Source organism: Citrobacter portucalensis, from assembly GCF_002042885.1.
In the GTDB taxonomy this organism is placed as follows: Bacteria; Pseudomonadota; Gammaproteobacteria; order Enterobacterales; family Enterobacteriaceae; genus Citrobacter; species Citrobacter portucalensis.
Genome location: NZ_MVFY01000021.1, coordinates 39164 through 52418, shown reverse-complemented (window position 1 = coordinate 52418; position 13255 = coordinate 39164). Strand labels below are relative to the sequence as shown.

The 13255-nt window shown below is 52.6% G+C and carries 12 protein-coding genes and 1 other annotated feature; of the genes, 6 read left to right on the top strand and 6 right to left on the bottom strand.

The features are described 5' to 3' along the window. Positions 1–111 precede the first annotated feature (111 nt). Together cysB and topA are read right to left on the bottom strand one after the other, a co-directional pair. Positions 112–1086: an HTH-type transcriptional regulator CysB gene (cysB, locus tag BZK40_RS22175; protein ID WP_003020610.1), complete on the bottom strand. Its 975-nt coding sequence runs from the start codon at positions 1084–1086 to the stop codon at positions 112–114. A 208-nt stretch (positions 1087–1294) separates the two neighbouring features. Beyond that, positions 1295–3892 (bottom strand): type I DNA topoisomerase, encoded by a 2598-nt coding sequence (gene topA, locus BZK40_RS22170; protein ID WP_003833325.1) that lies wholly within the window; start codon positions 3890–3892, stop codon positions 1295–1297. A 398-nt stretch (positions 3893–4290) separates the two neighbouring features. On the opposite strand from topA, the gene BZK40_RS22165 reads away from it, so the two are divergent. Beyond that, positions 4291–4542, top strand: a complete 252-nt coding sequence (locus BZK40_RS22165) for a YciN family protein (protein WP_003020616.1) — start codon at positions 4291–4293, stop codon at positions 4540–4542. Between the two features lie 108 nt (positions 4543–4650). Here the strand turns inward: BZK40_RS22165 and sohB are convergent, their stop codons facing one another. Next, on the bottom strand, positions 4651–5697 hold the full coding sequence (sohB, locus tag BZK40_RS22160) for a protease SohB (protein ID WP_032934465.1): 1047 nt from the start codon (positions 5695–5697) through the stop codon (positions 4651–4653). 221 nt (positions 5698–5918) lie between these two features. Here sohB and BZK40_RS22155 point away from each other — a divergent pair, with 221 nt between their 5' ends. Together BZK40_RS22155 and cobO are read left to right on the top strand one after the other, a co-directional pair. Further along, on the top strand, positions 5919–6680 hold the full coding sequence (locus BZK40_RS22155; RefSeq protein ID WP_079935307.1) for a YciK family oxidoreductase: 762 nt from the start codon (positions 5919–5921) through the stop codon (positions 6678–6680). Beyond that, entirely contained in the window at positions 6677–7267 is a 591-nt protein-coding gene (gene cobO / locus BZK40_RS22150; protein WP_003833333.1) for a cob(I)yrinic acid a,c-diamide adenosyltransferase, read from the top strand. Before BZK40_RS22155 ends, cobO begins: the two co-directional genes overlap by 4 nt. Before the next feature lie 83 nt (positions 7268–7350). Here the strand turns inward: cobO and rluB are convergent, their stop codons facing one another. The 3 genes from rluB to rnm all read right to left on the bottom strand — a co-directional run bounded on the left by rluB (position 7351) and on the right by rnm (position 9822). Continuing rightward, positions 7351–8226: a 23S rRNA pseudouridine(2605) synthase RluB gene (gene rluB / locus BZK40_RS22145; protein ID WP_003020625.1), complete on the bottom strand. Its 876-nt coding sequence runs from the start codon at positions 8224–8226 to the stop codon at positions 7351–7353. A 100-nt stretch (positions 8227–8326) separates the two neighbouring features. After that, on the bottom strand, positions 8327–8947 hold the full coding sequence (locus BZK40_RS22140; RefSeq protein WP_003833336.1) for an L-threonylcarbamoyladenylate synthase: 621 nt from the start codon (positions 8945–8947) through the stop codon (positions 8327–8329). Further along, a complete protein-coding gene (rnm, locus tag BZK40_RS22135; RefSeq protein WP_008784938.1) occupies positions 8944–9822 on the bottom strand; it encodes an RNase RNM in 879 nt (292 codons plus the stop codon). The genes BZK40_RS22140 and rnm overlap by 4 nt, the downstream gene beginning before the upstream one ends. Before the next feature lie 135 nt (positions 9823–9957). Here rnm and trpL point away from each other — a divergent pair, with 135 nt between their 5' ends. The 3 genes from trpL to trpD all read left to right on the top strand — a co-directional run bounded on the left by trpL (position 9958) and on the right by trpD (position 13254). Then, the gene (gene trpL, locus BZK40_RS22130) at positions 9958–10002 is read left to right on the top strand and encodes a trp operon leader peptide (protein ID WP_012905981.1); all 45 of its coding nucleotides are present in this window, start codon (positions 9958–9960) and stop codon (positions 10000–10002) included. Further along, positions 9979–10073, top strand: a sequence feature (Trp leader region). It overlaps the preceding gene by 24 nt. Before the next feature lie 23 nt (positions 10074–10096). Continuing rightward, positions 10097–11659, top strand: coding sequence for an anthranilate synthase component 1 (locus BZK40_RS22125; protein WP_079935306.1), 1563 nt, complete (start codon positions 10097–10099; stop codon positions 11657–11659). After that, positions 11659–13254: a bifunctional anthranilate synthase glutamate amidotransferase component TrpG/anthranilate phosphoribosyltransferase TrpD gene (gene trpD, locus BZK40_RS22120; RefSeq protein ID WP_003020639.1), complete on the top strand. Its 1596-nt coding sequence runs from the start codon at positions 11659–11661 to the stop codon at positions 13252–13254. Before BZK40_RS22125 ends, trpD begins: the two co-directional genes overlap by 1 nt. Position 13255: the final 1 nt, after the last annotated feature.

The following is a 13255-nucleotide window of genomic DNA, read 5'->3' as shown; positions in this document are numbered from 1 at the left end:
TTCCATAAATAATATATGGTTAATATATAGGAGGAGAAATAATGAATAAATTCAGACTCTCCCGTCGGTATCACTTTATGCTTACGGATACCGACGAGGTAACAACCGTTATTATTTCTCAGGCAATTTAATATCTTTAAACATGGCTTCAATATCATCGTTGGAACGCAGTGCCACCGCCGTGTCCACCACATCACGCGTCAGATGCGGCGCGAAACGTTGAATGAAATCATACATGTAACTACGTAAGAAGGTGCTGCGACGAAAACCAATTTTGGTGGTGCTATGGCTGAAGATATCGTGCGCATCCACACGTACCAGGTCAGGATCGGAAACAGGATCAACCGCCATACTGGCAATTACACCCACGCCGAGACCCAGACGGACATAGGTTTTAATAACATCGGCATCGGTCGCGGTAAAAACAATACGCGGCTCCAGACCCGCACGGTTAAACGCGGTATCCAGCTCCGAACGCCCGGTAAATCCAAAGGTGTAGGTCACCAGTGGATACTGTGCCAGTTCCTCAATAGAAACCGAAGATTTTCCCGCCAGCGGATGATCCGGCGTGACGACAATCGAACGGTTCCAGTGGTAGCAAGGTAACATCACCAGATCGTCATACAGATGCAGGGCTTCCGTCGCGATGGCAAAATCCGCATTCCCTTTCGAGACGGCTTCGGCAATTTGCGTCGGCGATCCCTGATGCATATGCAATGAAACACGAGGATATCGCTCAATAAAACCTTTAATCACGTTCGGCAAAGCGTAACGTGCCTGGGTGTGCGTGGTGGCAATATACAGCGAGCCTTTATCCGGCCAGGTATGTTCGCCAGCAACGGACTTAATAGCATCTACCTTAGACAGTACTTCGCGCGCAATACGGATAACTTCCTGCCCCGCTGGCGTAACCTGGGTCAGATGCTTACCGCTACGGGCGAAAATCTGGATGCCAAGTTCATCTTCCAGCATACGAACTTGCTTACTGATACCGGGCTGAGAGGTATAAAGCCCTTCCGCCGTTGAGGAGACATTAAGGTTGTGGTTCACCACCTCAACAATGTAGCGAAGCTGCTGTAATTTCATGTTATGCCATCCCGATTCGCGCCATCAAATCATCGTTTCAGTGCAGGCTCGTGGGCGCTGCTAATACGATTTAATAATAAAAAGTCTGTTAACTATAACCACTATATCATTTATATGTACGCTGTATAGGTATGACAAAAAATAATATGCCAGAAACAAAAAGGGCCGCTTACGCGACCCTTTGAGGAGAAATTCAGCCGAAACGCTGTTATTTCTTCCCTTCTACCCATTTACCGTCAACGAAGAACGCGGACCAGCCTGTCGCCTTACCGTCTTTCTCAGCGGCAACGTATTGCTGCTTGGTTTTACGGCTGAAACGAACCATAGACTTGTTACCATCCGGGTCTGTTTGCGGCGCATCTGCCAGATAACGCAGTTTTTCCGGCAGGCGATCGCGGAAGCGGTACAACTCTTCCACCAACGGCGCACGAGTCTCACGTGATTTCGGGAACGTATTGGCCGCCAGGAAGATACCTGCAGCACCATCACGTAACACGAAATACGCGTCAGATTTTTCACACGGCAGTTCCGGCAGCGGAACCGGATCTTCTTTCGGCGGAGCAACTTCACCGTTACGCAGGATCTTACGGGTGTTTTTACACTCGTCGTTAGTACACGCCATGTACTTGCCGAAACGTCCCATTTTCAGGTGCATTTCAGAACCACATTTTTCGCACTCTACGATAGGACCGTCATAACCCTTGATACGGAATTCACCCTCTTCGATCTCGTAGCCGTCGCAGGTTGGGTTATTACCACACACATGCAATTTGCGCTTAGGATCGATGAGATAACTGTCCATTGCCGTACCGCACTTCTGGCAGCGGCGTTTGGCGCGCAATGCGTTCGTTTCCGCGTCATCGCCTTCCAGCACGTTCAATACTTCGTTTTCCGGCACCAGGTTAATGGTGGTTTTGCAACGCTCTTTCGGGGAAAGTGCGTAGCCGGAGCAACCAAGGAAAACGCCGGTACTGGCGGTACGAATACCCATCTTGCGTCCGCAGGTCGGGCAATCAATGCTGGTCAGCACCATCTGGTTCGGACGCATACCGCCTTCTTCAGGATCTTTCTCGGCTTTATCTAACTGCTGAGTAAAATCAGTGAAGAAGTTGTCGAGTACGCCCTTCCATTCGGCTTCGTGATTCGCCACCTGGTCGAGGCTGTCTTCCATCTGCGCGGTAAAATCGTAGTTCATCAGTTCGCGGAAGTTTTCTTCCAGACGATCGGTGACGATTTCACCCATTTTTTCAGCGTAGAAACGACGGTTTTCAACGCGAACATAACCGCGATCCTGAATCGTAGAAATGATCGACGCATAGGTGGATGGACGACCAATGCCACGCTTTTCAAGCTCTTTAACCAGCGAAGCTTCACTGAAGCGCGCAGGCGGCTTGGTGAAATGCTGCGCAGGTGTCAGCTCGATAAGCGTCAAGGTATCGCCTTTGTCCACCGCCGGTAAGATGCGATCTTCATCGCCCTTACGCAGTGCGGGCATCACTTTGGTCCAACCATCGAAACGAAGAATACGACCACGCGCTTTCAGACGGAAATCACCCGCACCCACGGTCAGGGTGGTAGAGTCATATTTCGCTGGCGTCATCTGACAAGCTACAAACTGGCGCCAGATCAGCTGATACAGTTTTTGCGCATCGGCTTCCATATCTTTCAGCGATTCCGCCAGTACAGCGACATCGGAAGGACGGATAGCTTCGTGTGCTTCCTGCGAGTTCTCTTTGCTGGCGTACTGGTTCGCGCTCTCCGGCAAATATTTTTTGCCAAAATTATCACTGATGTAATCGCGAACCATGGTGACAGCATCCTGGCTCAGATTGGTTGAGTCAGTACGCATGTAAGTGATGTAACCCGCTTCATACAAGCGCTGCGCCATCATCATGGTTTTCTTCACACCAAAGCCCAGACGCGTGCTCGCAGCCTGCTGTAGCGTGGAGGTAATGAACGGAGCACTCGGCTTGCTGCTGGTCGGTTTATCTTCACGTTCCAGGACGCTATAGCGCGCTTTTTCCAACAGGCTAACCGCGGCAAGCGTTTGTTCCCGATTTACGGGACGGAACGGTTTATCATTTTGATGCGTCACCTCAAGCGGCAACGCGTCGCCGCCCGGCGTGGTCGTGTTAGCATCAATTTCCCAGAACTCTTCTGGAACAAATGCTTTGATTTCGCGTTCACGCTCAACCACCAGACGCACAGCCACAGACTGTACGCGACCGGCAGACAGACCACGCGCAATTTTTTTCCACAGCAGTGGCGACACCATATAGCCCACAACACGGTCCATAAAGCGGCGCGCCTGTTGCGCATTAACACGATCGATGTTCAACTCGCCCGGTTTTTCAAACGCCTGGCGAATAGCATTTTTGGTAATTTCGTTAAACACCACGCGGCTGTAGCGGGTGTCGTCGCCACCGATGACTTCCCGCAGGTGCCATGCAATGGCTTCCCCTTCGCGGTCAAGGTCGGTTGCGAGATAGATGTGGTCGGCTTTTTCAGCCAGTTGCTTCAGTTCAGAAACAACTTTCTCTTTACCAGGCAGCACTTCATAGCGCGCATCCCAGTTGTGCCACGGGTCAACACCCATACGGTTGACGAGAGCGCCACGTTCATCCTTTTTGGGCTTTTTAGCCGTTTTGGTGGAGGTTGAGTCGGCGCTCTTTTTAGTTGCTGAGCCACTGGTCGGCAAATCACGGATATGACCGACGCTGGATTTCACCACGTAGTCATTACCCAGATACTTGTTGATCGTTTTGGCTTTTGCCGGGGACTCAACGATGACAAGAGCTTTACCCATATTCACCTTTACCTAATTTGATTCTTCCAGAATGCGTCGCACGTTGATTCACCTTCCACTGGCGACGAGACATCGATATGGTCTCTGCGTCGGCGGATATCAACCCCTTAAACTGTTTTGCGCTTGTAATGTAACTCTCATGTAACTGAGTTAACAGGCTTTTTTTCTCACAAACGCTCTAGCACGACGAAGTATTGGTCGAATGTCAAGCAAATCTGTTGCCAGATTGACGAAAGCGTCACACTGTACCTGATAAAATGCGTTACGCAACTTTATTAGCATGCAAAAACAAATCTCGCCAGTTGTAACACTGTCGTAAAACCTTCATTTATGTCAGGGAATATTTGCCCATAAGGCGGGCTCAGCGTAGACTAATGTCCTTGTTTAAGGAGTAAATCATGCATAAAGACACTCAACCCATCGATCGCGAAACACTGCTGATTGAAGCCAACAAAATCATTCGTGAGCATGAGGACACGCTGGCGGGGATTGTCGCCACCGGCGTTACGCAGCGAAACGGCGTGCTGGTTTTCAGCGGAGATTACTTTTTAGACGAGCAAGGGCTACCAACGCCCAAAAGTACGGCTGTGTTTAATATGTTTAAACACCTGGCGCACGTACTTTCTGAAAAGTATCACTTGATCGATTAACTCGAGAAATAATTTGCCGGATGGCGGCAACACCTTATCCAGCCAACATTGATGCCTATTTGTAGGCCGGATAGGATATGTAAGCATCGCTATCCGGCAATGACAATTTTACATCAGTGGCTTCTGCCCCCGCTGCCACCAGCGCATCAGCAAACGATCGGCGCTCTCCGCCGCACTACCGGTAAAACGATCCATCAGCTTTTTACGCTGCAGATAGCGAACGTTCAACACTTCACGACCTTCCATCAGCCCGAGGATCACCTCATCGCTGGTGTTGATCTCATCCACCAGCCCATTTGCCAGCGCCTGTTGACCAAACCAGTGTTCACCCGTGGCAACCTGCTCAATGTCCAGAGTCGGGCGCATACGATGGACAAAATCTTTAAACAAATGATGTGTTTCGTTCAAATCTTCACGGAATTTCTGCCGCCCTTCTTCCGTGTTCTCGCCAAGCAGCGTCAGCGTACGCTTGTACTGTCCGGCGGTGTGCAGTTCGATATCAATATCTTTCCCTTTCAGGAAGCGGTTAAAGTTCGGGATCTGCGCCACCACGCCAATTGAGCCGACGATAGCAAACGGCGCCGAAACAATTTTATCTGCCACGCAGGCCATCATATATCCGCCGCTCGCAGCGACTTTATCTACCGTGACGGTCAGTGGGATCTGCTTATCGCGCAGGCGTTGTAACTGGGACGCAGCCAGGCCATAACCATGTACCACACCGCCCGGGCTTTCCAGACGAACCACCACCTGATCCTGAGGTTTAACAACCGCCAGCACCGCCGTCACCTCTTCGCGTAATGCGCTGACCTCGTGGGCATCCATACTGCCTTTAAAATCAAGCACCCATACACGGGGTTTATCTGATGACGTACTGTCACCCAGTTTCGCTTTTGCCTTGGCGGCCTTCGCCTCCAGCTTCTGTTTCTTTTTCTGCGCCTTATGCCAGAATTTTTGCTGATGCCCATCCAATAAGGCCAGCGACAGGTCTTCCTTCATCTCTTTATATTGATCGCTGAGGTTAATAACCCGCAATTCCCCACGCTGACGTTTGCGTTGTGTCGCGTTTACGATCAGCATCACCACCACTGCAATAGCCACCACGACAGTGACAATTTTTGCCAAAAACAACCCATATTCAGACAACAATTCCACGAGACCCACCTTGGTTAAACAACGCGACTTCCGCTCAGTGTACAACAGGCGTGTCACCTCGTCTTGCTTCATACATCCAGTGCTGAATCAGTAAAAAGCATGACAAAGCGTTCATTTTGCGGTGTTATTGCCTTTGGCTGATTGAAAAAGAACAGGGTTTAAGGCATAAAGCCCAAAAGTTATTGCGAACGAGATGGCCAGGGCGTCGCCGAGGAGTAGCCGTGCATTACCAACCTAAACAAGACCTTTTACAGGGCCGCATTATTCTTGTCACCGGTGCCAGCGATGGTATCGGACGCGAAGCCGCGCAGACCTATGCACGCTATGGCGCGACCGTTATCCTGCTTGGGCGTAACGAAGAAAAACTGCGTCAGGTTGCCCGCACTATCGCCGATGAAAACGGAACACAACCACAGTGGTTTACACTGGATTTACTGACCTGTACCTCTGAAGAATGTCACCAGCTTGCGCAGCGCATTGCCGCACATTTCTCACGTCTGGATGGCGTACTGCATAACGCCGGATTACTCGGCGATATTTGCCCAATGAGTGAACAAAACCCGCAGGTCTGGCAGGATGTGATGCAGGTAAATGTGAATGCCACTTTTATGCTGACTCAGGCATTGCTGCCGTTGTTACTCAAATCCGATGCCGGATCGCTGGTCTTTACCTCTTCCAGCGTCGGCCGCCAGGGACGCGCCAATTGGGGGGCGTATGCCACCTCAAAATTTGCTACCGAAGGGATGATGCAGGTTCTGGCTGATGAGTATCAAAACCGTCATCTGCGCGTAAACTGTATCAATCCTGGTGGAACACGAACTGGCATGCGAGCCAGCGCATTCCCCACGGAAGATCCACAAAAATTGAAAACTCCCGCCGATATTATGCCGCTCTACCTGTGGCTGATGGGCGATGACAGCCGCCGTAAAACCGGTATGACTTTTGACGCCCAGCCGGGCCGTAAACCAGGAATTGCCCAATGAGTGAAGAACGCTATCAGCAACGTCAACAGCGCGTAAAAGATCGGGTTGACGCACGCGTTGCCGCCGCTACGGACGAGCGCGGGATCATCATCGTATTCACCGGAAATGGTAAGGGTAAAACTACCGCCGCATTCGGTACCGCCACGCGCGCGGTGGGCCACGGTAAAAAAGTCGGCGTCGTACAATTTATTAAAGGTACGTGGCCAAACGGAGAACGTAACTTACTTGAACCCCACGGCGTAGAGTTTCAGGTTATGGCGACAGGATTTACCTGGGAAACGCAAAACCGTGAGTCCGACACCGCGGCCTGTATGGCCGTGTGGGAACATGGCAAGCGGATGCTGGCCGACGATGAACTGGATATGGTGGTGCTGGACGAGCTGACCTATATGGTGGCATACGACTATCTGCCGCTTGAAGAGGTCATCACTGCCCTAAACGCGCGCCCTGCCCATCAAACGGTGATTATCACCGGCCGTGGATGTCATCGCGATATTCTGGAGTTAGCGGATACGGTCAGCGAGTTGCGCCCGGTCAAGCATGCGTTTGAAGCGGGCGTAAAGGCCCAGATAGGGATCGATTACTGACAGTAGGCCGGATAAGGCGCTTGCGCCGCATCCGGCTCCACGCTAACGCCTGATGGCGCTTTGCTTATCAGGCCTGGTCATAATTAACCGTTGTTGCTACGACCACCCGGACGACGGCTGCTACCGACCTGTGAGTGGCGCTTCACCGCACGACGGATCTGATTTGCCTTCATGCGACGACGATCTTTCTCGACGGCAACTTTAGAGGTCGTTTCCGGCTTCAGCTCCACCAGTTCACGCAGATAGTTGGTCTGCGCGAGGTCAAGCTCGGTCCAGCCACCACGCGGCAGGCCTTTCGGCAGCGGGATATCACCGTAACGAACACGAATAAGACGGCTTACCTGTACACCTACAGCTTCCCACAGGCGACGGACTTCACGGTTACGCCCTTCGGTCAGCGTGACGTTATACCACTGGTTGATCCCTTCACCACCGCTGAATTTGATCGTTTTAAATGCCGCCGGACCATCTTCCAGCTGTACGCCACGACTCAGATCGCGCAGTTTGGCATCATCAACCTGACCAAACACACGTACCGCATATTCACGTTCAACTTCACGGCTTGGGTGCATCAGACGGTTAGCCAGTTCACCATCGGTGGTAAACAGCAGTAAACCGCAGGTATTCACGTCCAGACGCCCTACGGCAATCCAGCGCGCATCACGCAGTTTTGGCAAACGATCGAACACGGTCGGACGACCTTCCGGGTCGTTACGGGTACACAGTTCACCTTCTGGCTTGTAATAGGCCAGAACGCGGCAGATTTGCTCCGCAGACTCTTTAACCGAAATCAGATGACCGTCGATACGGATTTTCAGACCCGGAGTGACTTCAACGCGATCGCCGAGCGTGGCAATTTTGCCATCAACGCTCACGCGCCCCGCGGCAATAATAGATTCGATTTCACGGCGAGAACCGTGGCCAGCGCGCGCCAGCACTTTTTGTAACTTTTCGCTCATAGAGCTTCCTTTAGATGTCGCCTTCACAGGCGTCGAACAGGAGAATCAACGGCGCCAGTCAGCGCCATTTTAAGGCCGCGTAGTATAGCGGTTCGCGCCCTTATAAGAAAGGTTTAACGTCGCCGACGCCTTCACGCAACACCACCGGAGAATCGTCGGTTAAATCGATGACCGTGGTCGGCTGCTGGCCGAGATAGCCACCGTGGATAATCAAATCCACCAGTTTTTCCAGACGGTCTTTAATCTCTTCTGGGTCTGACTCAGTAAATTCACTGCCCGGCAGCATCAGCGATGTAGATAGCATCGGCTCGCCCAGTGCTTCCAGCAGCGCCAGCGCAATCGGATTCGATGGCACACGCAGGCCGATGGTCTTACGTTTTTCCTGCAACAAACGGCGCGGAACTTCTTTCGTCCCTTTCAGGATGAAGGTGTAGTTACCCGGCGTGTTGTTTTTAATTAAACGGAATGCCACGTTGTCGACAAACGAATAGGTCGACAGTTCGGACAGGTCACGACACATCAGCGTAAAGTTGTGTCCGTCCGGCAGGTGACGGATGCGGCAAATGCGCTCCATGGCGCCTTTATCTTCAATTTTGCAGCCCAACGCATAACCGGAATCGGTTGGATAGACGATCACCCCACCTTTACGCACGATTTCAACGGCCTGATTGATCAGTCGCTGCTGCGGGTTTTCGGGATGAATATAAAAAAACTGACTCATACTTTCCTCTCTGTGATCTCGGGCTGCTCCCAAAGTTGCCAGACGCCTTCTACGCCTGCGGGCAACCAAAGTTTACGGCCCAACTCAATCCATGGGCAGGGTAGATGAAAATCAGACCCTTGCGATGCCCACAGTTGATGCGAACGCGCAAGCGTCGCCAGATGGGTGCGTTCATTGGGAGACTGCTGGCACTGTGCTACTTCCATCGCGTCGCCGCGGTGTTCAGCAAAATGCGCAACCAGTCTTTTCAGCCACTTAGCGCTAAGATCGTACCGCCCAGGATGAGCCAGAACAGCCTTACCGCCAGAATGATGAATGACATCAATAGCTTGTTCTATTGTACACCACTGTGGCGGAACGTAACCGGTTTTCCCACGGGCAAGATATTTTTTAAAGACATCCGCCATGGTTGTGGCTTTTCCACATTCCATCAGGAAACGCGCAAAATGGCCCCGCGTAACCGCCCCGCCATCGGCCAGGCGTAACGCCCCTTCCCAAGCGCCGGGGATATGCGCTTTGTCGAGTCGTTCTGCAATCAGGCGTGCACGCTGCTGACGACGTTCCGTTTGTTGCGCCAGAAACTCACACATCATGGGATGGGCGATATCAATGTTCAGACCCACTATATGGATCTCATGGTTTTCCCAGACCGTTGATATCTCGACGCCAGGGATCAAATTTAAGGCTAAACCTGAACGTGAAATTTCTTCTCTTGCCGCCGCAATGCCGGCCGTGGTGTCATGATCGGTGATCGCCAGTGTACCGACTCGCATCTCTACCGCACGGTGTACTAAGGCTTCTGGCGTTAACCGCCCATCGGAGGCTGTAGTATGACTGTGCAGGTCATAAATCACTGCGTAATTCGTGTCGCTCAAGGCGGCTCCCGTTTCAATAAATGTCGTATCACGCCCATCATAGCGGTTTCGACAAATATACTGAAATCAGGTGTTGACTTTATTCCACCGAACTAGTTAACTAGTACGCAAGTTCACATGAAGAAGGTATCTGAGATGAAAGCAACATTTGTTCTGCACGGTTGGTGGCGCACTTCCTGATTTCGGGCAGTGTCTTACGTCTGCAATATGCAACCAGATACCCGGCCCGCCAAATGAGCGGGCTTTTTTTTGAACAAAATTAATGAGAATAACGATGCAAACTCAAAAACCGACACTCGAACTGCTTGCCTGCGATGCCGCCTACCGTGAGAATCCGACGGCGCTGTTTCATCAAGTGTGTGGCGCACGTCCAGCAACACTGCTGCTGGAATCTGCAGATATCGACAGCAAAGACGATCTGAAGAGCCTGCTGCTGGTCGACAGCGCATTACGCATTACTGCTCTCGGTGACACTGTCACTATTCAGGCATTGTCCGCAAACGGCGCATCGCTGCTGTCGCTGCTGGATGTTGCCCTGCCCGCTGGCGTTGAGAACGAACAACAGCCGAATGGTCGTCATCTGCGATTCCCTGCCGTCAGCCCACTGCTCGATGAAGACGCCCGCTTATGCTCCCTGTCCGTATTTGATGCATTCCGTTTATTGCAGGAGCTGGTTAATGTTCCAGCGCAAGAACGTGAAGCAATGTTCTTCGGCGGTCTGTTTTCTTACGATCTGGTTGCGGGTTTTGAAGAGTTGCCACAGCTTGAAGCGGGCAACCGTTGCCCTGACTACTGCTTCTATCTGGCAGAAACGCTGATGGTTATCGACCACCAGAAAAAAAGCACCCGTATTCAGGCCAGTATTTTTACCCCCAATGATGCGGAAAAACAGCGTCTTAATGCTCGTCTGGCGCAATTGAGCCAGCAGCTTACCGAGCCTGCGCCGCCGTTGCCGGTCACTGAAGTCCCGCAGATGCGCTGCGAGTGCAATCAGAGCGATGAAGAGTTTGGCGCCGTAGTTCGTGGCATGCAAAAAGCGATTCGCGCGGGCGAAATTTTCCAGGTGGTGCCATCCCGCCGTTTCTCGCTGCCCTGCCCATCTCCGCTGGCGGCCTACTATGTGCTGAAGAAAAGTAACCCCAGCCCATACATGTTTTTCATGCAAGACAACGATTTCACACTGTTTGGCGCCTCCCCGGAAAGCTCGCTGAAATACGATGCCACCAGCCGCCAGATTGAGATCTACCCGATTGCTGGTACTCGCCCGCGCGGTCGTCGTGCGGACGGTTCGCTTGATCGCGATCTCGACAGCCGTATCGAGCTGGAGATGCGTACCGACCATAAAGAGCTTTCTGAGCACCTGATGCTGGTTGACCTTGCGCGTAACGACCTGGCACGCATCTGTACGCCTGGCAGCCGCTATGTTGCTGACCTCACCAAAGTCGATCGTTACTCCTTCGTTATGCACCTGGTTTCGCGCGTGGTCGGCGAATTGCGTAGCGATCTGGATGTGCTGCACGCTTACCGCGCCTGTATGAATATGGGCACGTTAAGCGGAGCGCCAAAAGTTCGCGCCATGCAGCTTATCGCCGAGGCCGAGGGTCGTCGCCGTGGCAGCTACGGCGGTGCGGTAGGTTACTTCACGGCGCATGGCGATCTGGATACCTGTATTGTCATTCGCTCCGCCCTCGTGGAAGACGGTATTGCCACCGTACAAGCCGGTGCTGGGATTGTTCTGGATTCTGTACCGCAGTCTGAAGCCGATGAAACCCGTAATAAAGCGCGCGCGGTTCTGCGTGCTATCGCTACCGCGCACCACGCACAGGAGACCTTCTAATGGCTGACATTCTGCTGCTTGATAACATCGATTCTTTTACCTATAACCTGGCGGATCAGCTGCGTACTAATGGTCACAATGTGGTGATTTACCGCAACCATATTCCGGCCCAGACGTTGATTGACCGCTTAGCAACCATGAAAAATCCGGTGCTGATGCTTTCTCCAGGACCAGGCGCGCCAAGCGAGGCAGGTTGCATGCCGGAGCTGTTAACCCGTTTGCGCGGCAAGCTGCCAATCATCGGTATTTGTCTGGGACACCAGGCCATTGTTGAAGCCTATGGTGGATATGTGGGTCAGGCCGGAGAGATCCTTCACGGCAAAGCGTCCAGCATTGAACACGACGGTCAGGCGATGTTTGCCGGTCTGGCGAATCCGCTGCCGGTGGCACGCTATCATTCACTGGTTGGCAGCAACGTACCTGCTGGGTTGACCATTAACGCCCACTTTAACGGCATGGTGATGGCGGTACGTCACGATACCGATCGCGTCTGCGGCTTCCAGTTCCATCCGGAATCAATTCTGACCACCCAGGGCGCGCGTTTGCTGGAACAAACGCTGGCCTGGGCGCAACAGAAGCTTGAACAAACCAATACGCTGCAACCCATTCTGGAGAAACTGTATCAGGCCCAGACGCTGTCCCAGCAGGAAAGTCACCAGCTGTTTTCCGCAGTCGTTCGCGGTGAACTGAAGCCGGAACAACTGGCTGCGGCGCTGGTGAGCATGAAAATTCGTGGCGAACACCCGAATGAAATTGCCGGTGCGGCAACCGCGCTGCTGGAAAACGCCGCCCCGTTCCCGCGCCCTGATTATCTGTTCGCCGATATTGTCGGTACCGGCGGCGACGGCAGCAACAGCATCAATATTTCTACCGCCAGCGCCTTTGTTGCGGCGGCTTGCGGACTGAAAGTTGCCAAACACGGCAACCGCAGCGTCTCCAGCAAGTCTGGCTCTTCGGATCTGTTAGCGGCATTTGGCATCAATCTGGATATGAACGCTGATAAATCCCGTCAGGCGCTAGACGACCTCGGGGTGTGTTTCCTGTTTGCGCCGAAATATCACACCGGTTTTCGCCATGCCATGCCGGTACGTCAGCAGTTGAAAACCCGCACGCTGTTTAACGTGCTCGGCCCGTTGATTAACCCGGCGCATCCGCCGCTGGCGCTGATCGGTGTTTACAGCCCGGAACTGGTGCTACCGATTGCTGAAACGCTGCGCGTGCTGGGATATCAACGAGCAGCCGTGGTGCACAGTGGTGGCATGGACGAAGTTTCGCTGCATGCGCCGACCATTGTGGCAGAGCTGCACGATGGGGAAATCAAGAGTTATCAACTGACGGCAGAAGACTTTGGTTTGACGCCTTACCACCAGGAACAGCTGGCTGGCGGCACGCCGGAAGAAAACCGTGACATTCTTAGTCGCTTGTTACAAGGTAAAGGTGAAGCCGCTCATGAAGCTGCTGTTGCCGCGAATGTCGCCATGTTAATGCGCCTGCACGGTGAAGAAGATTTAAAAGCCAATGCGCAAACCGTGATTAATGTACTGCGTAGCGGTGCGGCCTATGACCGCGTCACTGCACTGGCAGCAAGAGGGTAAA

Excerpts from the sequence above, each read along its gene's own strand:
- cysB (WP_003020610.1), bottom strand. The coding sequence starts at position 1,086 with ATGAAATTACAGCAGCTTCGCTACATTGTTGAGGTGGTGAACCACAAC.
- BZK40_RS22140 (WP_003833336.1), bottom strand. The coding sequence starts at position 8,947 with ATGAGTCAGTTTTTTTATATTCATCCCGAAAACCCGCAGCAGCGACTG.
- BZK40_RS22165 (WP_003020616.1), top strand. The coding sequence starts at position 4,291 with ATGCATAAAGACACTCAACCCATCGATCGCGAAACACTGCTGATTGAA.
- topA (WP_003833325.1), bottom strand. The coding sequence starts at position 3,892 with ATGGGTAAAGCTCTTGTCATCGTTGAGTCCCCGGCAAAAGCCAAAACG.
- cobO (WP_003833333.1), top strand. The coding sequence starts at position 6,677 with ATGAGTGAAGAACGCTATCAGCAACGTCAACAGCGCGTAAAAGATCGG.
- trpD (WP_003020639.1), top strand. The coding sequence starts at position 11,659 with ATGGCTGACATTCTGCTGCTTGATAACATCGATTCTTTTACCTATAAC.
- rluB (WP_003020625.1), bottom strand. The coding sequence starts at position 8,226 with ATGAGCGAAAAGTTACAAAAAGTGCTGGCGCGCGCTGGCCACGGTTCT.
- BZK40_RS22125 (WP_079935306.1), top strand. The coding sequence starts at position 10,097 with ATGCAAACTCAAAAACCGACACTCGAACTGCTTGCCTGCGATGCCGCC.